We start from the raw sequence: 20,638 nt of genomic DNA, 5'->3' as shown, positions 1-20,638 counted from the left end.
GGTCCGCACCTGAGCCTCCCACTGCAAGGTTTATGGAGAAACGCGAATGACGACTGTGCTCGAGCGGCCGATCGTGTTCGACTCGGTGCTCGCCACCGTGGCGGCGGTCGACGACCTCAGCCCGCATCTGCGACGCGTGACGTTCGTCGCACCGCGGATCGCCGAGGCCGTGACGGCCGGCCCGGACCAGCGCATCAAGGTCCTGCTCGCGCCGCCGAACGGCGGTGAGCTCAAGCTCCCGGTCGGCCCGGACTGGTACACCCAGTGGTGCGCGCAGCCGGCCGACGAGCGTTTCATCATGCGGACATACACCGTCCGGGCGCTCCGTCCGGAGGTCGCCGAGATCGACATCGAGTTCGTGCTGCACGGCGTCAACGGCCCCGCGTCCGCGTGGGTCAGCGAGGCCGAGCCCGGTGACCAGCTCGGCCTGATCCTGCCGTTCGCGGTCGACACCACCAGCACCAAGGGCCTGCTGCACTCCGGCGTCGACTACGTCCCGCCGGCGACCAGCATCCGCCGGGTGCTCGTCGCCGACGAGACTGCGCTGCCCGCTCTCGCCGGGATCCTCGAACAGCTGCCGGCCGCGGTCCACGCGACGGTGTTCGTCGAGGTGCCCGACATCCGCGACGCCCGCCCGCTGCCGACGCCTGGCACGGCCGACGTCACCTGGGTCGTGACCGGCGAGACCTCGTTGCTCGAGGCACTCAAAGCCGCCGCTCTCCCGTACGACGCCGACTACGCCTGGGTGGCCGGCGAGTCCTCGATGATCAAGTCGGTACGGCGCCACCTGGTCAACGCGGCCGGGATGCCGAAGAGCGCGATCTCGTTCCAGGGCTACTGGAAGCGCGGCGAAGCCCAGATCTGATCGGTGCTGCGGCCGAGGAGTTCCCCGGCCGCAGCCTGGTGAGACTCAGGACGGGTTCTCCGCGTGCGTGAGGGTCGCCCACGCCACGAAGAGGCCGTTGCTCCCGGCCGGACGCCGGGACTCGGTGATCGCCTGGGTGTTCGTCATCGCGACCCCGAGCCGGGTGTGCAGGGCGTTGAACCCGACCTCGGTGATCGGTCCGAGTCCGCGGTTCACCGACCCGTTGCACAGCCAGGACGGCACCGGCTCGAGGTTGCGTTCCCACCGGGACTGGAACCCGAGCGCGTACCGCAGCCGCTCACCGAACTCCGGGTACAGGTCGATGCCCTGGATCCGGGACGTCTCCAGCACGTGCGAGATCGACGAGATGCCGTAGCCGGTGTGGGTGAAGTCGCGGCAGGTCTCCTGCGTCACGCCGTTCACGAACGTCTCCTGGCCGTGCCAGTAGGCGATGATCTTCTCGCGGGTGTTCAGGTTCTGGCTCGGCTTGGTCTTCGGCAGCGGGCCGTCCGACTCCAGGTAGACGAAGGCCGGCACCCGGACCCGGTAGAGCGAGATCGCCTTGTCGTACACGGCCCGGTCCTCGAGGAACACGCCGATGCCCTGGATGGCCTCGGTCATCGTCAGCTCCCAGTTCCCGTTGGAGTTGGAGCCGTTGATGATCTCGGGCAGGTAGACGTTGCGCAGCATGGTCGCGAACCGGCCCGAGTTCGGCCAGTTGCCGTACACGTGCTTGATGATCTCGGCGGCCTTCGGCCAGGACGACGCCGACCACGCGGTCTGCAGCGGCGCGTTGCTGTTGGTGTGGTCCTGGATCGTCGCCGACCAGGCGTCCATGAGCTGGATCGCCTTCTGGGCGTAGCGGTCGTCACGGGTGATGTACCAGAGCACCGCGTCGGTGTACGCCGCGATCGCGTCCTGGCGCTCGTCGGTGCAGCCGAGGTTCGGGTTCGAGTACGGACCGCACTCGACGACGGCTCGCGGTTTCGGCGTCCGGCTCAACGACCCGTAACTGCTGTTCTTGGCCTGGTTGAACGCGTCCGTCCACGGCTGCGCACCGGCCTGCACCTTGGCCCGGACGAAGTCGAGCTGAGCCCGGCTCACGCCGACACCAGGGTGCGTGAACACGGCGGGCGCTTGCGGAACCATCGTCTCTGCCTTCGGACTGGCGACAGCAGGGCTGCTGAGGATCCCGGCAACCAGCGCAACGCACGCAGCAGCCAAGACCAGGGTCTTCTTTCGCATGGCGGATGTCCTGTTCTACGGGGCGGTAGGACACTGCGTTCCCCCCACTAGCGCAGGGTCTTTGCGAAAGTGTGACGACGGACGGTGAGCAGGTCAATATCCCAGCGAGCAGGAATTTCACAACGGAACAACCTGCCGAGAAGTCCCATCATCCGTGGAACAAAGTGAGGTGTTGTCCCATCAAACGACGCCAGTTCCTGACCTTCGGAACCGCCGCCATGGCCGCCCCGGCACTACCCTCCGTCACCACCACCGCAGTCGCCACCCCGCCCCCGAGCGCCCTCCCGGCGGCGTGGCCACCCGGCACGCCGACAACCACAACTGCATCCAGACCTACCTCGACCTGTACGAGTTCGAGCCGTCGCCGAACAAGTTGACCGCGGCAACGGACACGCTGCGGAGGATGGTCGACAGCACGAAGATCGACGACTGGTGGTGGTGCGACGCGCTGCACATGGCGACGCCGCCGCTCGCGCGGATCGGCCGGCTGCGTGGCGAGACGTCGTACTGGACGAAGCTCTACCGGCTGTACGACCACATCAAGCGGACGCGGCGGTTGCGGATCCCGTCGAGCGGGCTCTGGTACCGCGACGAGCGGTTCCTGCCGGACGGCATCCTTTCCCCGAACGGCAAGCCGGTCGTCTGGTGTCAGCGCGCCTGGGTCGCCAGCTCGCCGGAGCGCACACCGGCGGCGTCCAGCAGCGCAGCGGCCGTGGCGACACCGACTCCACCAAGGGGCTGCGCCCGAACCACCGCGCGAGCGCTCACGCCGTCGAAGATGATGGTCAGCTGGATCGCCAGCGTGCCCGGGTCATCCGCGCCCGCCTTCACCAGCTCACGGTGGAAGTAGTCGGTCAGCTGCTGCTTGAAGTGCCGCGCGACCACCGAGCCCGGGTGTTCCGGGTTCTTCAGCTCGACCGCCGTACTCACCATCGGGCAGCCGAGGTAGTTGCTCTCGGCAGCCATCCGGTCCTGCCGCTCGAACACGGACAGGATCCGGTCGCGGGCCGGCCGGTCGTCCTCCGACCCCGGGTGCAGCATGCGCTGGTACGCCGGTCCGCGGCTGGCCAGGCTCTCCGCGATCAGCTCGTCCTTGGAGCGGAACAGCTGGTACATCGACTTCTTCGACACCCCGGCCGCCTTGCAGAGCGCGTCCACACCGATGCCGACGCCGTCGCGGTAGAAGAGTTCGCCCGCGGCGTCCAGGAGCCGCTCGCGGGGTGTCGCCGAGGTGGTCATGCAACGAGAGTACCGGGTGGATTTGCATTGGGAAACCGATTGGTTTACGCTGATGGAAACAGATCGGTTTCCACGCATTTGGAGTTCTGACATGACCAACCTCGAAGGCGCCGTCGTCCTCGTCACCGGCGGCCAGCGCGGGATCGGCAAGGCGATCGTCGACGACCTGCTGGACCGCGGTGTCGCGAAGGTCTACGCCACCGCCCGCAACCCCAAGCCGAGCAGCGATCCGCGCGTCGTGCCGCTGGCGCTGGAGATCACCGACCAGGCCTCGATCGACGCCCTGGTCGCCGCGGTCCCGGACGTCACCGTCCTGATCAACAACGCCGGCGCCGGCTCGCCGGACACCTACCTGGACACTCCGATCGAGGCCGTCCGGGACGTCTTCGAGTCGAACTTCTTCGGCCCGCTCAACCTGACCCGCGCCCTGGTCCCGGTGATCGAGCGCAACGGCGGCGGCCACATCCTGAACGCGCACTCGGCGCTCTCCTGGGTCGCCCTGCACGGCGCGTACGCCGCGACGAAGGCCGCGTTCTGGCTGCAGAGCAACGCGATCCGGCTCGAGCTGCTCGACCGCGGCGTCGGCGTCACCGGCCTGCACATGGGGTACGTCGACACCGACATGGCGACCGCCGTCACCGCACCGAAGGCTCGCCCGGAGGACATCGCCAAGCAGGCGCTCGACGGCATCGAGGCAGGGGCGCACGAGGTGCTGGCCGACGACACCGCGCGCGGAGCCAAGGCGCTGGCCTCCCAGGACCTCACCGCGGCCTACCCGCAACTCGTCAACTGATCGACACACGCTCGACAACCTTCGGTAAGGACGTTGCGTAAACTGGACCAGGATGATTGACGTCCTCGCCGTTGTCCGTCCCGAAGATGCCGTCACCGACTTCCTGTCCGTCCTGGATCCGGCCCGTGGCCGTGAGGTCCACCTGCTCGCCGCCGAGCGTGGCATCTACCTGAAGCTGCCAGCCGGCGTGCCGCTCGAAGGCCGGCTCGCGGCGATCGCTGCACTCCAGGCCAGCTCCGGCGAGAGCGACAAGCCGTTCTCGCCGGCGACCGCGGCCGCGGCGATCGCCCGCGAGGCCGGCGCGGTCCCGTTCACCGTCTGGACGCATCACCCGTCGGACACCCGGACCACGCACGGTCGCTGGGCCCTCGACCTCACGGCTGCCGTCGAGGGCTCGGTCCGCTACACGATGGCGGTCAGCACGCCGCCCGTCGTACTCGACCCGGTCGAGGTCGCGGCATCGCCGTACGAGCAGGAGCGGCTGGACGCGACGGTCCAGTGGTTGCGGCGGCACTTCGATCCCGCCGCGGGGCGGGTGATCGAGGTGGGCGCGCACGAGGGCGCGCTGACGCAGCGGCTGCTGGCCGATGGGTACTCCGTCGACGCGACCGAGCCGAACGAGGATCTCCTCGACCGGCTGCGCTCTAACGTGAGCGGGGACGTTCGCATCCATCCGCACAGCTTCGAGGACCTCGCGACCACGGCCAGGCTCACGGGGTCGGCGTACCTGCTGATCGAGGTCTTGTACTACGGCCAGGACCTGAGCCTGCTCGATCGGTTCCCGACCGATCACCTGTTCGTGGCGCTGGAAGCGGGCGAACTCGCGCGGCAGGTCTGGCCGGCGGCGTGGTCGGTCGAGGAGGAGATCGAGCTCGTCCCGCCCCGGCTGGAGGATCTGTCCGGCGCCCTGCTCCGCAAGCGCGGCAGCCGCGGGGTGCTGCTCCGGCGTCAGTTGCCTGCAGCAACCAGGTAGAGGTCGCGGTCGCGGGTGTACTCCATCGTGGCCGCGATGCCGTCCGCGACCTCGGCGGAGAACTCGCGCTCGACGACGTGCAGCGCGAGGTCGATGCCGGCCGTGATGCCGCCGGCGGTGACCAGGTCGCCGTCGTCGACGACGCGGTTCGTCTTCACGTCCGCGCCGAACTCCTCGAGCTCCGACCAGGCGTTGCGATTCGTGGTCACCGCTCGCCCCTTCACCAGACCGGCTTCGGCGAGCAGCATCGAGCCCGTGCAGACCGAGCTGACGAAACGGAGCTGTGGCGCGAGCTCGGCGATCCGGGCGGTCATCACACCGCGCCTCGCCTCGGCCCACGAGCCTTTGTCGGCGCGGTTCAGCCAGCCGCCCCCGGGGACGAACAGCGCGTCCGGCGTACCGAGCCCAACCGGTGCCTTGAACTGCAGACCGTGCAGCCCGGTCACCTCGACCGGCCCGTCCAGCCCGACCAGCGCGAGCTCGAGCTCCGTCCGCTTCGAGGCGTGACTCCACACCTCGAACGGACCCATCACATCCATCTCATCGACCCCGTCGAACACCAGCATCTCGATCCGCATACCTTCACCCAACCGTTTCGCATCGCTGCCAGCCAGTGACCGCCTGGCCGCCCTTCGCAAGGATCCGGCCACCAACCTCAGCCCAGTACGTCGGTGGCCTTATGCGTCCGGTCGACGCCCTCGACGAGCATCGCGACGCCGTCGGAGTTGTCGGTGCGCAGGTGCAGGATCTCGCGGTACGCGGGTGAGTCGTACCAGCCGCGGGCGCTTTCGTAGTCCGGGAACTCGATCACGATCAAGGCGCCGTCCCACATGCCCTCGATGTACTCCGGCTGATTGCCGTGCACGATGAAGTGGCCGTCGTACGGCGCCAGCGTCGCGTCGATGCGCTCGAGGTACTCGGTGATGCCCGCGCCGAGGCGGACGTTGCGCAGGTTGGCGATCGCGTAGTGCTTCATGGTGAGCCTCCTCGCTCCTCGGGATGCGACAAGGCTCCGGCACTCGGTGCATCAAGACGATTACCTCTGACGTCATCAGGCCTGGATTGGTCTGCTGCCGACGTACCGTAGATGGCATGTCAGCCACAGGGGGACCTCCTTCCACACCGGTGGAGGAGGTGGAGGAGCGGGTCGGGCCGTACCGGCTGGTGCGGCGGCTCGGGCAGGGCGGCATGGGCGTCGTCTACCTGGCCGAAGGACCCGAGCACCAGGAAGTCGCACTGAAGGTGCTGCGTCCGCACGTCGCCCACGACCCGATCGCACGCGCCCGGTTGCAGCGCGAAGCAACCACACTGCAGAAGGTGAACCACCCCGGTGTGGCAGGCATCCTCGACCACGACCTGGAAGGCGACCAGCCGTACCTGGTGACGCGGTTCGTCCCGGGCCGGCCACTGGACGAGCAGGTCGACGACCGTGGACCACTGACGCCGCGCAAGTGGCTGCCGGTGGCCGGCTGCCTGGCGGAGTCGCTGCAGGCGATCCACACCGCCGGCGTCATCCACCGCGACCTCAAGCCGGGCAACGTGATGATGTTCAACGGCCGCCCGGTGATGATCGACTTCGGTATCGCCCAGGCCGCTGACGACCTGCGACTCACTCAGACCGGCCTGGTGATCGGTACGCCGGGTTACCTCGCACCGGAGCTCATCGAGGGCGAGACGGTGTCGGAGTCCGCGGACTGGTGGGGCTGGGCCGCGACTGTGGCGTTTGCGGCCACTGGACGGCGGCCATTCGGCAAGGGTCCGTTCGAGGCCGTGCTGGCCCGGGTGCACAGCGGTCAGGCCGACCTAGACGGGCTGGACCCGCGGCTGAAGTCCCTGCTTGCCGCGGCGCTCTCTCCGGACCGACGGGACCGGCCGACGCAGGACGAGATCATGACCGGCCTCAACCGGTACGCCGAGGGCCGCGATGCGTTCGTGCCGCGTGACAAGCCGACGGTGGTGGTTGCTCCGCCGACTGTTCAGCTCAGTCCGCCTACTGCGCAGATGACTCGGGTCATGCCGGAGGAGTCCACCGAGCCTGCGGTGCCTGGAGAGCCGTCGCCTGCGGAGGTGGCGCAACTGGTGCCGTCGGTAATTCCGCCGCTGTCCGCGTTTGCGCCGATTCGGGACAAGCTCCGCGATGCCGCTGCCAATCGCAAGGCCGCGGCTGCAGCAGCGGCTGGCGGCGCGGTGGCCGGCGGTGCTGTGGTCGGCGGTGCGGCTGGTGGCGCTGCCGGTGGTGGTGTTGGCGGTCTGGCGGGGGCTCCGGTGCATCCGGCGACGTACAGTCCGGCGCCGAACGCGGCCGCTCCGGCTGCGATGCCGCTCCCCTACCATGGCGCCCCCGGCTACGCGGCTGCGCCGAACCCCGGTGGCTACCAGAGCCCGACGCCGGAGCCGTATCAGCAGCGTGCTCCTCAGTCACTGGAGCGCAGGGACCCCTTCCAGGCCAACCCGTACGACGGGAAGCCGCAGCGAGCTCCCGCCACCGGCAAGCGCACAGCTGTGGTCGTCGGCTTCATGATCGCGCTCACCGGACTCGTTGCGCTCTACCCCGGCCTCGGCTCGCTAGTGGCGATCGTGCTGTTCGTGATCGCCCGTACGGTCGACCGCTCCAGCACCGCCCTGATGCGTCGCCGCCAGATGCGCGGCCGGTCTGGGCGCTCCGACGGTGTGGTCGCCGCGGCCTCCACTCCGCTGCAGCTGGTCACCTCAGCCCTGATCACCCTGCCGTGCCTGATCCTGCCGCTCCTGACCGGAGTCGTCGTCGGAGGCATCGTGACCGGAATGGTCGGTGTCGCCAACGGGGTCGACTGGCAGCCGCTGTCGGCGGTCGGCTTCGGTAGCGCGGCGCTCACCGCACTCTTCTTCGCGTGGTGGGGCCCCGGCGGAAGCTCGCTCCGTCGAGGCGCCCACATCGCGGCCCGCAACGCGTTCCGCCCGCGCTGGCTGTCGGCCATCGTCGCCGCCGTACTGCTGGCCCTGGGCGGCCTCGCGTTCTACAACGCCACCCAGGGCGAGGGCTCCACCTGGGCCCGCACCCCCATAGAAACCCCCGACCTCAACACCCGCCCCACCCTCGAAGACCTCCGCCAGGCCCCCTTCATCCGAGACCTACCCTTCATCGGCCGCTGACTTAGCTCACAGCTGGACGATTTGGGTGCGTTCGGGGCCTACGCCGATGGCGGAGATGCGGGCGCCGCTGAGGGACTCGACGGCGCGGACGTAGGCCTGGGCCTCCTTCGGGAGGTCCTCGAAGCTGCGGCAGCCCGAGATGTCGTCGGACCAGCCGTCGAACTCCTCGTAGACCGGGACAGCGTGGTGGAAGTCGGTCTGCGTCATCGGCATCTCGTCGTGCCGAACACCGCCGACGTCGTACGCGACGCAGACCGGGATCGTCGAGCGCCCAGTCAGCGTGTCCAGTTTCGTGAGGACGAAGTCGGAGACACCGTTCACGCGGGCGGCGTACCGCGCGATGACCGCGTCGTACCAACCACACCGGCGTGGCCGGCCGGTCGTCGTACCGAACTCTGCGCCCTGCTGCCGCAGCCACTCACCGTCGGCGTCGAGCAGCTCGGTCGGGAACGGCCCCTCGCCGACCCGGGTCGTGTAGGCCTTGACGACCGCCATCACGCGGTCGATCCGCGTCGGCGGGATGCCGGAGCCGGTGCACGCGCCCGCGGAGATCGCGTTCGACGAGGTGACGAACGGGTAGGTCCCGTGGTCGACGTCGAGGAGGGTCGCCTGACCGGCCTCCATCAGCACGGTCTTGCCGTCGTCGAGCGCCTTGTTCAGCAGCAGGCTGGTGTCGGCCACCATCGGCTTGAGGCGGTCGGCGTACCCGAGCAGCTCGTCCAGCACCTCGGCGATCTCGACCGCGCGGCGGTTGTAGACCTTCACCAGCAGCTGGTTCTTCTGCTCCAGCGCGCCGGTCACCTTCTGCTCGAGGATCTTCTCGTCGTACAGGTCCTGGACCCGGATGCCGATCCGGTTCATCTTGTCCGCGTACGTCGGCCCGATGCCGCGTCCCGTGGTCCCGATCCGGCGGCTGCCGAGGAACCGCTCGGTCACCTTGTCCAGCGTCCGGTTGTACGGCGGGATCAGATGAGCGCTCGCACTCACCACCAGCCGGGACGTGTCGACGCCACGGGCCTGCAGCGCGTCCAGCTCCTCGAACAGCACGCTGAGGTCGACCACGACCCCGTTGCCGATCACCGGGGTGACCCCCTGGGTCAGGATTCCGCTGGGCAGCAGGTGCAGCGCGTACTTCTCGGACCCGATCACGACCGTGTGGCCGGCGTTGTTGCCGCCGTTGAACTTGACCACGTAGTCGATGACCTCGCCCGTGTTGCCGAGCAGATCGGTCGCCTTGCCTTTGCCCTCATCGCCCCACTGGGCGCCGACGAGCACGATTGCGGGCATCTCAGCCCTCCTCTTCACGCGCCGGCCGACGACGTCGGCGACGCCGCGGCAGCCAGACGCTGGAAACGGTGAAGCCCGGAGACGTTCACCGGACATTCATCCGGAGACGCATCCAGGCTCTTGCGACCAAAGCCTACCGGAACCCGGTCCAGTCGCCCGATCACCGTCCACAGGGCTGAAGCGATCACTTGAAGTAGGTGTTTCATCACGTAACGGGTTGCCATTTTGCGTGATCACGTGCACACTCTTAGTCAGCGGCCCGCCGAAACTGCCGCAGGGGACGGTTCCGGCGGGCTGCTTCCTCGTTCTCGAACGAGGATGGTCTCGTTCTCGAACGAGGATGGTCTCGTTTCCGGCCGAGACCGGAAGCGAGGAACGCCTTCTACTGAAGGTCTTGCGGGTTCGAGGCCAGCCACTCCTTCACCCGCCGGTCGGCCTCCTCGCGCGACACGTCCTCGACCTTCGTCAGGATCGCCCACCGGTGTCCGAACGGGTCGATCACCGTGCCGTACCGGTCGCCGGTCATGAACGTCTGCACCTGCTCCACCGGCGTCGCCCCGGCCTCGACCGCCTTCGCGAACGTCGCGTCCACATCAGGCACGTAGTGCACCAGCGACGAGTGCACCCACTCGCCGTTCGGCGCCCGCAGCCCGATCTGCGGCATCTGGTCGCTCAGCTGCAGCATCGAGTCCCCGAACTTCAGCTCCGCCTGCCCGACCCGCCCGTCCGGCATGTCCTGCCGGCTGATCACCTCGGCCCCGAACACCGCCTGGTAGAACTCGATCGCCTTCGGGCCGTCCGGCACGGCGAGGTACGGCGTCAGCGAGTGATAACCGTCGGGGATGGGCCGAACTACAGTGTCTCTGTCCGTGTTCGTCGTCATGGCCCTTAGTCAACGGCGGCGAAGCCGTACCGGTCTTGTAAGAAAGCGACAGGCGATTTGAGCATCCCGCCGGAGAGCGAGAAGGGCATCCTGCACCCGCGGGAGCAGGCCCGGCACCGGTCGCTGAGCCGCCTGGCCGCGGGGCCGGAGGTCGGCCGGTTCGTCGAGTGGTACTGGATCGTCGAGTGGGACCTGGACGAGCCGTACACGGCCGAGGTGCTGCCGTTCCCCAGCGTGAACGTGACGTTCGAGCAGCCGGGTGGCGGGTTCGTGAACGGGGTGTGCACGCGCAAGTTCGAGCGCGAGTTGGTCGGCCGGGGCCGGGTGTTCGGAGTGAAGTTCTGGGCCGGCGGGTTCGGGGCGGTGACCGGGCTCGACGTGGCTTCCTTCCGCGACCAGAGGCTGCCGCTGACCGCGGTGTTCCCGGACGGCGACCGGCTGGCGGACCTGGTGTTCGCCGAGGAGTCCGACGTACGGCGTCGTGCGGTGTTCGAGGCGTTCCTGCGCGACCACCTCGCGCCGCCGGACCCGTCGTACGAGCTGGTCCGCGAGATCGTCACCGCGATGGCGGCGGACCGTTCGGTGGCGCGGGTGGACCAGATCACCGAGCAGTTCGGCATCCCGATCCGCACGCTGCAACGCCTCTTCCGGCGGTACGTCGGCGTCGGCCCGAAGTGGGTGCTGCGCCGCTACCGCCTGCACGACGGCGCCGAGCTACTGGCGCAGGGCGAGGTCGCCGAGCTGGCGGAGTTGTCCGCCGCGCTCGGGTACTTCGACCAGGCCCACTTCTCCAAGGAGTTCAAGCAGCAGATCGGCCTGACCCCGGCCGAGTACGCCGCCCGCGCCGCCGCCGAACGCGAGATCACCTACCGCTGACCTTCACCACGTATGCCATCGCCGTCGCGAGCAACGTGGCCAGTAGTGCGACGGCGTAGCCGTGGTGGGCGGTGTGCGCGTCGACGACTCGGCCGGCGAGGGCCGCGCCGACAGCGATGCCGGCCGCGCTGCCCGAGTTCAGCCAGGTGAAGGCCTGTGTGAGTACGGCGGACTCCACCTCTGATTCGGCCAGTACGGCGGACAGCGTCTGGATCGGCGCGATCGCCAAGCCGGGAAGTGCCAGCGCGATCCCTACAGCGAATGGGGTTTCGACCACCAGCAACGGGATCGTGCCGATGCTGAGTGCGATCATCGCAAGCAGGAACTGGCTGCGAGCGGGCATGCGCCAACGCCTTGCGCCGTACGCGAATCCGGCGGCCAGGCCGACCAGACTGGTGATGCTGTAGAGCGGTCCGGCGAGGGACGGTGTGCCGCGGTCGACGGCGTACGCGGTGACTGCGACCTGCATGCTGCCGAAGAAGATGCCGATCCCGATGTTCGTGGCAACCAATGCCAGGAATGCCTTGCGCAGCAGGCGGTCCGGGTCCTTCGTGTGATCGCGCTTCGCCGGCGGTGGCGCCGTACTGCGTTGCAGCGCCAGCGCGAAGCCACCGGCCAGCACCAGGCTCGTGGCTAATGCAGTGCCGACAACCGGGCTGCTTAGCGCGCTGACGGTGCCGATGAGCGCTGGGCCGACCATGAAGGCGACACCGACGCCCAAGGCCTCCAGTGCGAAGGCCGACGACAGGAGCGGTGTGCCGCGGAGTGCATGTGACCAGCGGGCACCTGTCTGGGCGCCTACTTGGGGCAGCGACCCGCCTGTCAGGACGCCGGCGGCGACCAGCGACCACAGGGATGCGTGGCTGAGCGTGAGACCGATCAGCGTGGCGACCGCGGCCGCATGGACCACCAGAGTGATCGGCAGCATGCGGGTCTGACCGAAGCGGTCGATGAGCCGGGCGACCTGTGGACCGGCGACAGCCTCTGCGACTGCAAATCCACCGGTCACAGTTCCGGCTGCGGCGTACGAGCCTGTGGATCCGTGGACCAGCCAGACGATGCCCAGGCTGGTCATGGCGAGACCGATGCGAGCCGGTGCGGCCGCCAGGTAGAACTTCCACGCCCCGGGAGTACGCAGCACCGCCGCGTAGCTGGAAGTGGGCGTACTGATCCGTCCGGTGAGTGCCGGCACGGTGTACCTTCCGCTGCCCGAAGGGGCGGGGACCGACCGTGGGCGTCCAGCTTCACCGGTCCGTCGAGTCCGCCTACAACCGTCCATGTTCGGCAGGAAGCGGGGACGCTCGCCGCCTGCCGGCTATGTCAACGGGCAGAAACCTTGTCGTTCAGGTTGACGCGATCATCCTACCGGCTTCGAGCACGGGTACCGAGTTGCTGCTGTCCAGCTCGGCTGCGATCGCGACGTCTTGCGGGAAGCCGTACTGCGTCAGCTCACGGCCGCCGGCGCACTCGTGCAGCAGGTTCGGCAGCTCTGCGGCGACATCGTCGTACGCCGCTGCGGCAGCCCTGGCTTCCGGCGACATCCCCTCTCGGCCGAGCGCGCTGAGGAAGCCGCCGGCGCCCCAGAGGTCCTCGACAGCCGGCCGCAAGGACCCGTCTTTCCAGCGCTCTCCGGCCGCGATCGCCACCACCTTGAGCCGAGGATCGTCGGCGCGACGCCGGTTGACCCAGTCGGCGGCCGCCTGTCGGTTGCGCAGTGAGACCGCGATGACCGTCGAGCCGCTGTCGCTGAGTTGCTGCGCGATCGTCGAGCCGTTGGGTGACGGCAGCACGAGGCGCTTGATCCCTCGAGCTTGCCGGATGGTGGCGGGCGACAGGCTCACGTCGCCCGGGCCGGCTGCGGACCGGCCGACGGCGAGCGCGGCGTCGTACTGCTTGGCGTAGGCGACAGCGGACTCGTCACGCCAGCGGTACGGGTAGACGTCGATGCCGAGGTCGGTGGCGACCGTCACGGTGGTGGTGAAGGAGAGGACGTCCACGACGGCCACGATCGCGCCGGCGACCACGTCGGCGCCGACCGGCCCCCAGTCGAACCCGACTCGGAAACCGTCCTGCGCATAGGGGCTGGTCACCCGACGATCCTGCCGCCGAGCCCCCAGCCCCACAACCAGGTTTCAGCTCAGCGCGTCGGCGGCCGTCTGGGAGGAGTCCCGGAGGAAGGTCGCGCAGCGCTCGGCCTCGTCCTTCTCCTCGATGATGGCGGCTGCCTTGCCCAGCACAGCCAGGCAGCGCAGGAACCCGCGGTTCGGCTCGTGCTCCCACGGGATCGGCCCGTGCCCCTTCCAGCCGTTGCGGCGGAGCAGGTCCAGACCGCGGTGGTAGCCCGTCCGCGCGAACGCGTACGCCTCGATCGTGCGGCCGTCCGCCAGCGCCGCCTCGGCCAGCTGACTCCAGGCCAAGGACGAGGTCGGGAACTTCGCCGCGACGTCCACCGCGGCGGCCCCGGCGGCGAGTTCCGCCGCGGCCGGGTCGACGGGGAGTAGTGTCTCGGGTGGACCGGAGAGCAGATTGTTCAATTCCATAAGCACATCTTCGCCGATCACGCAGCCGTACCGGCACGTGACCGTCTGACGAAATCCGTTGACCGTTCACCGACCGGCCACGGATGCTTGAGACCCTGCGTCAAACCGCCGTGGTTCCCAGCTACGGCCGGAAGGAGGCACCGGATGAGCGTCATTGTCCTGAACGCGTCGTACGAGCCGCTGCACACCGTGTCGATCCAGCACGCCATCCGGATGCTGGTCCGCGAGGTCGCAGTGGTGGAAGAGGCGCACGGAGAGCGGACCATCGGCCCTTTTCCGGTTCCCCGCGTACTGCGCCTGGTGCGGTACGTGGTGACCCACTGGCGCTATGCGGCCGGCCGGATGAAGTACAGCAAGCACGGAGTGTTACGGCGGGACAAGTTCCGGTGCGCGTACTGCGGTCTGGAGAACGCCGACACCATGGACCATGTCCAACCCAGATCCAGGGGCGGCCGCACCGAGTGGCTGAATGCCGTGGCCGCCCATGCTGCCTGCAACGAGCGGAAAGGCAACCGCACCCCGTCCGAGGCCGACATGCCCCTCCTCTGGCAACCCTGGGTACCAACCCGCGCAGAGCTCGTCATATGAAATGACGGGCTTTTTTCATGCCCACACTCAGGTCCGCTGTCCACAGTTTTGAAGTGGCGGTCGGATCGGGGGGCTGATCACGGCACTTTCTAGGCATGAACCCTCAACTCGCCGTGATGGCCACCATCCGCGGCGGGGTGTTCACCCGCGCCGATGCGCGTGCGTGTGGCTACCCCGACCCGGACATCGACACCCTGCTGGAGACCGGCGGCTGGCGCCGGATCCGGCCGGGCACCTATACCGCGCGCCGGGCGCTCACGCTCGTCACCGATGAGGTCCTACACCTACGCAAGGTGTACCGCGTGCTCCGCTCCGGTGGTCCCGCAGTGTTCGCCAGTCACCAATCGGCGGCGGCGCTCCATGCCCTGCCACTGTGGGGCCTCGACCTGTCTCGCATTCACGTCTCCTCGCCGTACGGGCGAGGCGGGTGCGTCGGCGGGGTGCACCGGCACATCCGCGACCCCGTCGGGCCGGGCATCCAGGTCTGGAACAAACTGCGGATGGTCTCGCCCGCGCGAGCCATCGTCGAGGTGGCAGCGACCGCACCCGGCCCGCCCGCCGTCGTCCTGACCGAGGCCGCGCTGTACGCCGGCTTGGTCACCAGCCGCTCGCTCAAACGCGCAGTCGCCGACCACGGCAACGAACGCGCGGTCAAGGCGATCTCACGCGCCGGTCTGGAGTCCGCCTCGGTCGCAGAAGCCCGGCTCCGACTCATCCTGGCCGACGCCGGCCTCCCTGCGCCCTCACCCTTGCCACCCGACCTCGACCCGATGGACGGCGACTGCAGCGGTACGGCGTGCGCCGTCGACGTCACGGATGCCTTGTGGTTCCCCGACGAGCGCACGGTGATCGAGTTCGAGCCGCGCATTCCGTTCTGGTGTGAGGCGACCGAGCCGGACGACGAAGAACCGGCTGCGCCAGTCTCTGATCCGGCTGCACCCGACCCGATCGAACGCTGCTCGATCTCCTGGAAGGACCTGGACGATCCACGGCTCGTCGTCGACCGGGTCCGGGCCGGTTTCAGCCGAGCGTCCCGCCGTACCGGCATCAGGCAGTTCGACCTCGCCCGCGCCCGGTTCTGAGTCCCGGGCTCCCGATCCAGTCAGGAGGAACAGATGTCTGCAGTACAGCGGTTGGAGTCGAGCGCGGTCGCGAACAGGGGAACTCCGATCGGGGTCATCACGGTCAGGTCGGCGTTCAGCAAGCCCAGGTTCTCCCGCGAGACCGGCACCGAGAAGTCCTCGGTCGCCTTCGCCTGGACCGCCGGGTTGTTGCGGAAGCCGAGCAGCTCGACGAAGGTGACCCGGCCGGTGCCGCTGACGTACGCGCCGTACCCCTCACTCGTGCGGGCGCCGAGCGTGATCGTCTTCCCGGCGAACTCGGGATGCGCGGTCCTCGCCTGCTCGAACTTGTCCTCGGTGGCGGCGATCAGCTCCCGCCCCTGGTCCACCCAGCCGAGCGCCGCGGCGATCTTCTCGTACTCCGGTTCCAGCGTGCCGATCAACTGCGGCGCCTGCTGGTACCGACCCTTCGCCCACGGACCGATCACGTGGTCCCGGCTGCGCGGGCGGCAGCCTGGTGATCGGCACGGCGGCCGATCACCAGGCCAGAGCATGCGAGCGAGAACGTCAGGCGTTCAGCGACGTGCCCGTGGAGCGGAGGCTCTCGCAGGCCTCGGCGACGCGCTCGGCCATGCCGGCCTCGGCCAGCTTGCCCCAGGCGCGCGGGTCGTAGGCCTTCTTGTTGCCGACCTCGCCGTCGACCTTCAGCACACCGTCGTAGTTGCTGAACATGTGGGCCGCGGCCGGCCGGGTGAACGCGTACTGCGTGTCGGTGTCGACGTTCATCTTGATCACACCGTTGTCGACCGCCGCGCGGATCTCCTCCAGGGTCGAGCCGGAGCCGCCGTGGAAGACGAGGTCGAACGGGCGATCCTTGCCGACCTTGGCGCCGACTTGGTCCTGGATCACCTTCAGGATCTCCGGCCGCAGCTTGACCGCGCCCGGCTTGTAGACGCCGTGCACGTTGCCGAAGGTCAGCGCGGTGATGTAGCGGCCGTTCTCACCGGTGCCGAGCGCCTCGACCGTGGCCAGGCCGTCCTCGACGGTGGTGTAGAGCTTCTCGTTGATCTCGTTGGCGACGCCGTCCTCCTCACCGCCGACGACACCCACCTCGATCTCCAGCACGATCTTCGCCGCGGCCGTCTTGGCCAGCAGGTCCTTGGCGATCTCCAGGTTCTCCTGCAGCGGCACCGCCGAGCCGTCCCACATGTGCGACTGGAACAGCGGGTTCTCGCCGCGGGCGACGCGCTCGGCGGAGATCTCCAGCAGCGGCCGGACGAAGCCGTCCAGCTTGTCCTTCGGGCAGTGGTCGGTGTGCAGCACGATGTTCACCGGGAAGTTCTTGGCGACCTCGTGCGCGTACGCCGCCAGCGCGACCGAACCGGTCACCATGTTCTTCACGGTGGACCCGGACAAGTACTCGGCGCCGCCGGTGGAGACCTGGACGATGCCGTCCGAGCCCGCCTCGGCGAAACCGCGGATCGCGGCGATCAGCGTCTGCGAGGAGCTGACGTTGATGGCCGGGTAGGCGAAGCGGTTCTGCTTGGCCTTGTCCAGCATCTCGGCGTAGACCTCAGGGGTGGCAATAGGCATGTCTCGCGGTACTCCTCACAACACAGTTCTTCTGGGTTGAGCTCCAGTATCACCGTCGGGTACCTCGTCGTACCCGGCGGCCCGCCTGCCGGACCGGCCCGGTGGCCGGGGAGCATTCGGCAGGGTTGCAGACCAGTTGATGAACAGGACCGGTCCAGTTCGTTGCGTCCCGATGACGGCGACGGGTCCGGCTCAGGCCGACGACCCGGACCGCGGGCCGCGCGGGGTCAGGGCCATGTGCAGCCGGTAACGGTCGGCCCGGTAGGCCGACCAGGACAGTTCGACGACCTTGCGGCCGGCGAAGGTGGTGCGCTCGAGGACCAGCAGGGGTGCCCGCCTGGCCACGCCGAGAACCCGGGCGACGTGACCGTCGGCGTTGTCCGCCCGGACGGTCTGCTCGCCGGAGGTGACGACGACGTCGTACTCGCTCGCGAACACGTCGTACAGGGTGCCGAGCTCACGGCCGAGCAGGCCGGGGAAGAGCGCGGACGGGTAGTAGCCGATCTCGTACGCCATCGGCGACGCGTCGGCGGTGCGGAGGCGTTCGACCCGGATCACTTTGGTGCCCTTGGCGACCCGCAGTCCCTTCGCGGTCTCGTCGGAGGCCTCGATCTCGGTGGCCGACAGCACCACCGTGCCGGGCTCCAGGCCACGGGCCCGCATCTCCCGGGAGAACGAGGTGAGGTGCAGCTGCGAGTCGACCTGGGGACCGGTGACGAAGGTCCCCTTGCCGTGCACGCGTTCCAGCGCGCCGGACTCGACGAGGTCGCTGATCGCCTGCCGCACGGTCACCCGGGAGACGTTCAGCTTGTCCACCAGGGCGCGTTCGGAAGGGATCGGGTCCCCGGGGTGCAGCTCGACGTCGATCAGCCGTTCCAGCACCGATCGGACCTGGGCCCGCTTGGTCGCCACCATCGAATCTCGATCCTCCAGACGTCGGCGGGTCTCGGGGGTGCCCCGGGACGCCGCTCACTGCTATCGTGCGCAGCATACCTGTTAAGACCAGATAGGACCAGTGATCGTAGTGGTGTCTGTTCCCGCCCAGGAAACCCAGATGGCGCGCGAGATCGCCGAGCAGCCGGCCGCGCTGGCGGCCACGTTCGAGCACGTCCTGCCCCTGCGGCACGACATCACCCGGCTCGCCGCCGGGCGCCGGCACGTGATCTTCGTGGCCCGCGGATCGTCCGACAACGCGGGCGTCTACGGTCGCTACCTGACCGAGATCCACGCCGGCCGGCAGGCCTCCCTGGCGGCCCCTTCGGTGGCCACCCTGTACGGCGCGAACCTCGACCTCTCGAACTCGCTGGTGGTGGCGGTCAGCCAGTCCGGCGCGACCCAGGAGATCGTCGACACGGCCGAGTGGGCCAAGCGCAACGGCGCCGCGATCGTCGGCATCACGAACGACGGCAACAGCCCGCTGGCGTCGACGGCGGACGTCGCGCTGATCACCCAGGCGGGCCAGGAGCTCGCCGTACCCGCGACCAAGACCTACACCACGCAGCTTGCGGCGATCACCGTCGCCGTGGATGCGCTGGCGCAGAAGCCCGGCACCCTGGACGCCGACATCGCACGCGTCCCGGACGCCGCCTCGCAGATGCTCGAGGGCTCGGTCGAGGAGGCGGCCGACCTGCTCGCCGGTGCGCACGACGTCCTGGCCAGCGGTCGAGGTCTGACGTTCGGCACCACGCTCGAGGTCGCCCTCAAGCTGGAGGAGACCTGCCTGCAGCCGGTCCGCGGTCTGTCGTACGCCGACCTGAAGCACGGCCCGATCGCGGTCGTCGACGCGGACCTCGTCACCATCCTGGTCACCGCCAGCGAAGGGCCGGCCCTGCCCGGCATGACCGAGCTGGCCGGCATCGTCCGCGAGAAGGGCAGCAAGATCCTCGGCATCGGCGGCGACCCCACCTTCGCCTCCCGCTGCGACGTCAACCTGGCCGGCCCCGATCTCCCCGAGACCCTCGCGCCGCTGGCCCTCGTGATCCCCGCCCAACGAGCCATCGAGTCCCTGGCCCGCAAGCTCGGCCTCAACCCCGACGCCCCCCGAGGCCTCCGCAAGGTCACCCAGACCGACTGACCTACTCGCAACCCCAGCCCATAACTAGCGGCTCCGGAAGTCGCCGGACAAAGTGCTCATTCCGTGAGCACTTTGGCTGGAATCGTGGTGGTCATCAACCGGGAAGACCAAGGAAAGGCCACCGAGATGTTGCGAGGGTTTGCGACCGTCAGTTTCTACGCCGCCGACATGAGCGCCGTGCGGGAGTGGTACACGAAGGTGCTGGGGATCGAGCCGTACTTCGCGGTGCCGAACCAGGACGACCCGGCGTACCTCGAGTGGAGGTTCGGCGACTTCCAGTGTGAGCTCGGGATCATCGACGCGAAGTATGCGCACCACTCGGTCGCGAACGGGCCGGCCGGCGCGATCATCCACTGGCACGTCGACGACCTCGAGGGCACGCTCGACCGCCTCCTCGGTCTCGGCGCGACCCTGATCGAAGGCATCACCGAGCGAGGCGCGAACACCGGCTTCCGGACGGCGTCGGTCACCGACCCGTTCGGCAACGTCATCGGGATCATGAACAACCCGCATTACCTGGAGATCCTCGCCGACTTGCAGAGCTGAGTCCCAGCCCCGCCCCTCAAGACAGCTACCCGCAGCCACCTGCAGGTAGCTGTTTTCAGTACTCAGCACCCGGTCGCCACACGACCGCGGGTGGCCGGGCGGTGGCGGGGGGTTAGAGGTGGCCGCGGTGGGTTAGGGCGGTGGTGATTTGGGTGGCGGTGGATTGGAGGTGGGGGAGGACTTCGGTGCAGAGGGAGGTGGGGGTGGAGCGGGAGGCATGGGCGGAGACGTTGAGGGCGGCGATGGTGCGGCCGCGGGAGTTGTGGATCGGGGCGGCGATGGAGCGGAGGCCGAGCTCGAGCTCCTGGTCGACGAGGGCGTAGCCGTCAGTGCGGGCACGCGTGATGACATCGCGCAGCTCGTCGGGCGAGGTGATGGTCCGGTCAGTGAGCGGCTCGGGCTCGACGGACGACAGGTAGGCGGTCAGCTCGTCGTCGGGCAGACCTGCCAGGAGGACCCGGCCCATCGAGGTCGCGTACGCCGGTAGCCGCGCACCGACCCCGAGCGCGACCGTCATGATGCGGCTGGTCGGCACGCGGGCGACGTACACGATGTCCGGCAGGTCGAGGGTCGCGATGGAGCAGGACTCGCGCGTCGTCGCGCTGAGCTCCTCCATGAATGGGCCGGCGAGCTCGCCGAAGTCCAGCGATGACAGGTAGGCCCAGCCGAGCGCGAGCACGCGCGGTGTCAGCGAGAACCGCCGGCCGTCGCTGCTGACGTACCCGAGCTCCACCAGCGTGAGCAGGATCCGCCGCGCCGTTGCAGGCGTGATCCCGACGTCACGCGCCACCTCGCTGAGCGTCAGCGACGGCGCGTCCGCCGAGAACGCGCGGATCACCGCAAGACCGCGCTCCAGGCCTTGCAGGAACGTACCTGTGGACGCCTCACCGGCCATCGGCTAGCCTTTTCGTTGAAAGAAGAATTTTTCGCTCAGCGAAATCGT

22 protein-coding genes and 1 pseudogene are annotated in these 20,638 nt (G+C 68.8%); 10 read left to right on the top strand and 13 right to left on the bottom strand.

Annotation, left to right across the window (positions count from 1 at the left end; genetic code table 11):
• The first annotated feature begins 46 nt into the window (after positions 1 to 46).
• Positions 47 to 865: a siderophore-interacting protein gene (locus tag AB0H36_RS02055; protein ID WP_360514912.1), complete on the top strand. Its 819-nt coding sequence runs from the start codon at positions 47 to 49 to the stop codon at positions 863 to 865.
• A gap of 45 nt (positions 866 to 910) precedes the next feature.
• On the opposite strand, the gene AB0H36_RS02050 is transcribed toward AB0H36_RS02055, so the two are convergent.
• Entirely contained in the window at positions 911 to 2,110 is a 1,200-nt protein-coding gene (locus AB0H36_RS02050; protein WP_360514909.1) for an alginate lyase family protein, read from the bottom strand.
• A gap of 154 nt (positions 2,111 to 2,264) precedes the next feature.
• Here AB0H36_RS02050 and AB0H36_RS02045 point away from each other — a divergent pair.
• Positions 2,265 to 2,714, top strand: a pseudogene (locus AB0H36_RS02045) (glycoside hydrolase family 88 protein); the annotation flags it as partial.
• Between the two features lie 44 nt (positions 2,715 to 2,758).
• Here AB0H36_RS02045 and AB0H36_RS02040 read toward each other — a convergent pair.
• Complete coding sequence (locus AB0H36_RS02040) at positions 2,759 to 3,349, bottom strand: TetR/AcrR family transcriptional regulator (RefSeq protein WP_360514906.1); 591 nt, start codon at positions 3,347 to 3,349, stop codon at positions 2,759 to 2,761.
• 91 nt (positions 3,350 to 3,440) lie between these two features.
• On the opposite strand from AB0H36_RS02040, the gene AB0H36_RS02035 reads away from it, so the two are divergent.
• Positions 3,441 to 4,142 (top strand): SDR family oxidoreductase, encoded by a 702-nt coding sequence (locus AB0H36_RS02035; RefSeq protein ID WP_360514903.1) that lies wholly within the window; start codon positions 3,441 to 3,443, stop codon positions 4,140 to 4,142.
• Positions 4,143 to 4,194: 52 nt separating this feature from the next.
• Positions 4,195 to 5,115, top strand: coding sequence for an SAM-dependent methyltransferase (locus tag AB0H36_RS02030; protein WP_360514900.1), 921 nt, complete (start codon positions 4,195 to 4,197; stop codon positions 5,113 to 5,115).
• Here AB0H36_RS02030 and AB0H36_RS02025 read toward each other — a convergent pair.
• Complete coding sequence (locus AB0H36_RS02025; RefSeq protein WP_360514897.1) at positions 5,091 to 5,693, bottom strand: DJ-1/PfpI family protein; 603 nt, start codon at positions 5,691 to 5,693, stop codon at positions 5,091 to 5,093. The two genes, AB0H36_RS02030 and AB0H36_RS02025, sit on opposite strands and share 25 nt — an antisense overlap.
• 77 nt (positions 5,694 to 5,770) lie before the next feature.
• A complete protein-coding gene (locus AB0H36_RS02020) occupies positions 5,771 to 6,091 on the bottom strand; it encodes a DUF1330 domain-containing protein (protein WP_360514894.1) in 321 nt (106 codons plus the stop codon).
• Between the two features lie 116 nt (positions 6,092 to 6,207).
• Here AB0H36_RS02020 and AB0H36_RS02015 point away from each other — a divergent pair, with 116 nt between their 5' ends.
• The gene (locus AB0H36_RS02015) at positions 6,208 to 8,247 is read left to right on the top strand and encodes a serine/threonine-protein kinase (protein WP_360514892.1); all 2,040 of its coding nucleotides are present in this window, start codon (positions 6,208 to 6,210) and stop codon (positions 8,245 to 8,247) included.
• Positions 8,248 to 8,253: 6 nt separating this feature from the next.
• Here AB0H36_RS02015 and AB0H36_RS02010 read toward each other — a convergent pair whose 3' ends face one another.
• Both AB0H36_RS02010 and AB0H36_RS02005 read right to left on the bottom strand, forming a co-directional pair.
• The gene (locus AB0H36_RS02010; protein ID WP_360514889.1) at positions 8,254 to 9,534 is read right to left on the bottom strand and encodes an adenylosuccinate synthase; all 1,281 of its coding nucleotides are present in this window, start codon (positions 9,532 to 9,534) and stop codon (positions 8,254 to 8,256) included.
• Between the two features lie 382 nt (positions 9,535 to 9,916).
• A complete protein-coding gene (locus AB0H36_RS02005; protein WP_360514886.1) occupies positions 9,917 to 10,417 on the bottom strand; it encodes a VOC family protein in 501 nt (166 codons plus the stop codon).
• A 57-nt stretch (positions 10,418 to 10,474) separates the two neighbouring features.
• On the opposite strand from AB0H36_RS02005, the gene AB0H36_RS02000 reads away from it, so the two are divergent.
• A complete protein-coding gene (locus AB0H36_RS02000; RefSeq protein ID WP_360514883.1) occupies positions 10,475 to 11,293 on the top strand; it encodes a helix-turn-helix transcriptional regulator in 819 nt (272 codons plus the stop codon).
• On the opposite strand, the gene AB0H36_RS01995 is transcribed toward AB0H36_RS02000, so the two are convergent.
• The 3 genes from AB0H36_RS01995 to AB0H36_RS01985 all read right to left on the bottom strand — a co-directional run bounded on the left by AB0H36_RS01995 (position 11,280) and on the right by AB0H36_RS01985 (position 13,833).
• Complete coding sequence (locus AB0H36_RS01995; RefSeq protein WP_360514880.1) at positions 11,280 to 12,485, bottom strand: MFS transporter; 1,206 nt, start codon at positions 12,483 to 12,485, stop codon at positions 11,280 to 11,282. The genes AB0H36_RS02000 and AB0H36_RS01995 overlap by 14 nt on opposite strands.
• A gap of 151 nt (positions 12,486 to 12,636) precedes the next feature.
• Positions 12,637 to 13,383: a 2-phosphosulfolactate phosphatase gene (locus AB0H36_RS01990; RefSeq protein WP_360514877.1), complete on the bottom strand. Its 747-nt coding sequence runs from the start codon at positions 13,381 to 13,383 to the stop codon at positions 12,637 to 12,639.
• A 42-nt stretch (positions 13,384 to 13,425) separates the two neighbouring features.
• Positions 13,426 to 13,833 (bottom strand): DUF3151 domain-containing protein, encoded by a 408-nt coding sequence (locus AB0H36_RS01985; protein ID WP_360514874.1) that lies wholly within the window; start codon positions 13,831 to 13,833, stop codon positions 13,426 to 13,428.
• A gap of 144 nt (positions 13,834 to 13,977) precedes the next feature.
• Between AB0H36_RS01985 and AB0H36_RS01980 the strand changes: the two genes are divergently transcribed.
• Together AB0H36_RS01980 and AB0H36_RS01975 are read left to right on the top strand one after the other, a co-directional pair.
• Positions 13,978 to 14,421 (top strand): HNH endonuclease, encoded by a 444-nt coding sequence (locus AB0H36_RS01980; RefSeq protein ID WP_360514871.1) that lies wholly within the window; start codon positions 13,978 to 13,980, stop codon positions 14,419 to 14,421.
• A gap of 95 nt (positions 14,422 to 14,516) precedes the next feature.
• Positions 14,517 to 15,503: a type IV toxin-antitoxin system AbiEi family antitoxin domain-containing protein gene (locus tag AB0H36_RS01975; protein WP_360514868.1), complete on the top strand. Its 987-nt coding sequence runs from the start codon at positions 14,517 to 14,519 to the stop codon at positions 15,501 to 15,503.
• Positions 15,504 to 15,523: 20 nt separating this feature from the next.
• On the opposite strand, the gene AB0H36_RS01970 is transcribed toward AB0H36_RS01975, so the two are convergent.
• From AB0H36_RS01970 to AB0H36_RS01960, 3 genes are all read right to left on the bottom strand, one after another.
• The gene (locus tag AB0H36_RS01970) at positions 15,524 to 15,970 is read right to left on the bottom strand and encodes a hypothetical protein (protein WP_360514865.1); all 447 of its coding nucleotides are present in this window, start codon (positions 15,968 to 15,970) and stop codon (positions 15,524 to 15,526) included.
• Between the two features lie 79 nt (positions 15,971 to 16,049).
• The gene (gene fbaA, locus AB0H36_RS01965; protein WP_360514862.1) at positions 16,050 to 17,075 is read right to left on the bottom strand and encodes a class II fructose-bisphosphate aldolase; all 1,026 of its coding nucleotides are present in this window, start codon (positions 17,073 to 17,075) and stop codon (positions 16,050 to 16,052) included.
• A gap of 192 nt (positions 17,076 to 17,267) precedes the next feature.
• On the bottom strand, positions 17,268 to 17,990 hold the full coding sequence (locus tag AB0H36_RS01960) for a GntR family transcriptional regulator (RefSeq protein ID WP_360514859.1): 723 nt from the start codon (positions 17,988 to 17,990) through the stop codon (positions 17,268 to 17,270).
• A gap of 139 nt (positions 17,991 to 18,129) precedes the next feature.
• On the opposite strand from AB0H36_RS01960, the gene AB0H36_RS01955 reads away from it, so the two are divergent.
• Complete coding sequence (locus AB0H36_RS01955; RefSeq protein WP_360514856.1) at positions 18,130 to 19,149, top strand: SIS domain-containing protein; 1,020 nt, start codon at positions 18,130 to 18,132, stop codon at positions 19,147 to 19,149.
• Positions 19,150 to 19,212: 63 nt separating this feature from the next.
• Entirely contained in the window at positions 19,213 to 19,695 is a 483-nt protein-coding gene (locus AB0H36_RS01950; RefSeq protein ID WP_360514853.1) for a VOC family protein, read from the top strand.
• Positions 19,696 to 19,807: 112 nt separating this feature from the next.
• On the opposite strand, the gene AB0H36_RS01945 is transcribed toward AB0H36_RS01950, so the two are convergent.
• Entirely contained in the window at positions 19,808 to 20,590 is a 783-nt protein-coding gene (locus AB0H36_RS01945) for an IclR family transcriptional regulator C-terminal domain-containing protein (RefSeq protein ID WP_360514850.1), read from the bottom strand.
• Positions 20,591 to 20,638 lie beyond the last annotated feature (48 nt).

Source organism: Kribbella sp. NPDC050820, assembly GCF_040653975.1.
Classification (GTDB): Bacteria; Actinomycetota; Actinomycetes; order Propionibacteriales; family Kribbellaceae; genus Kribbella.
This window is presented reverse-complemented; position numbering and strand designations above follow the sequence as displayed.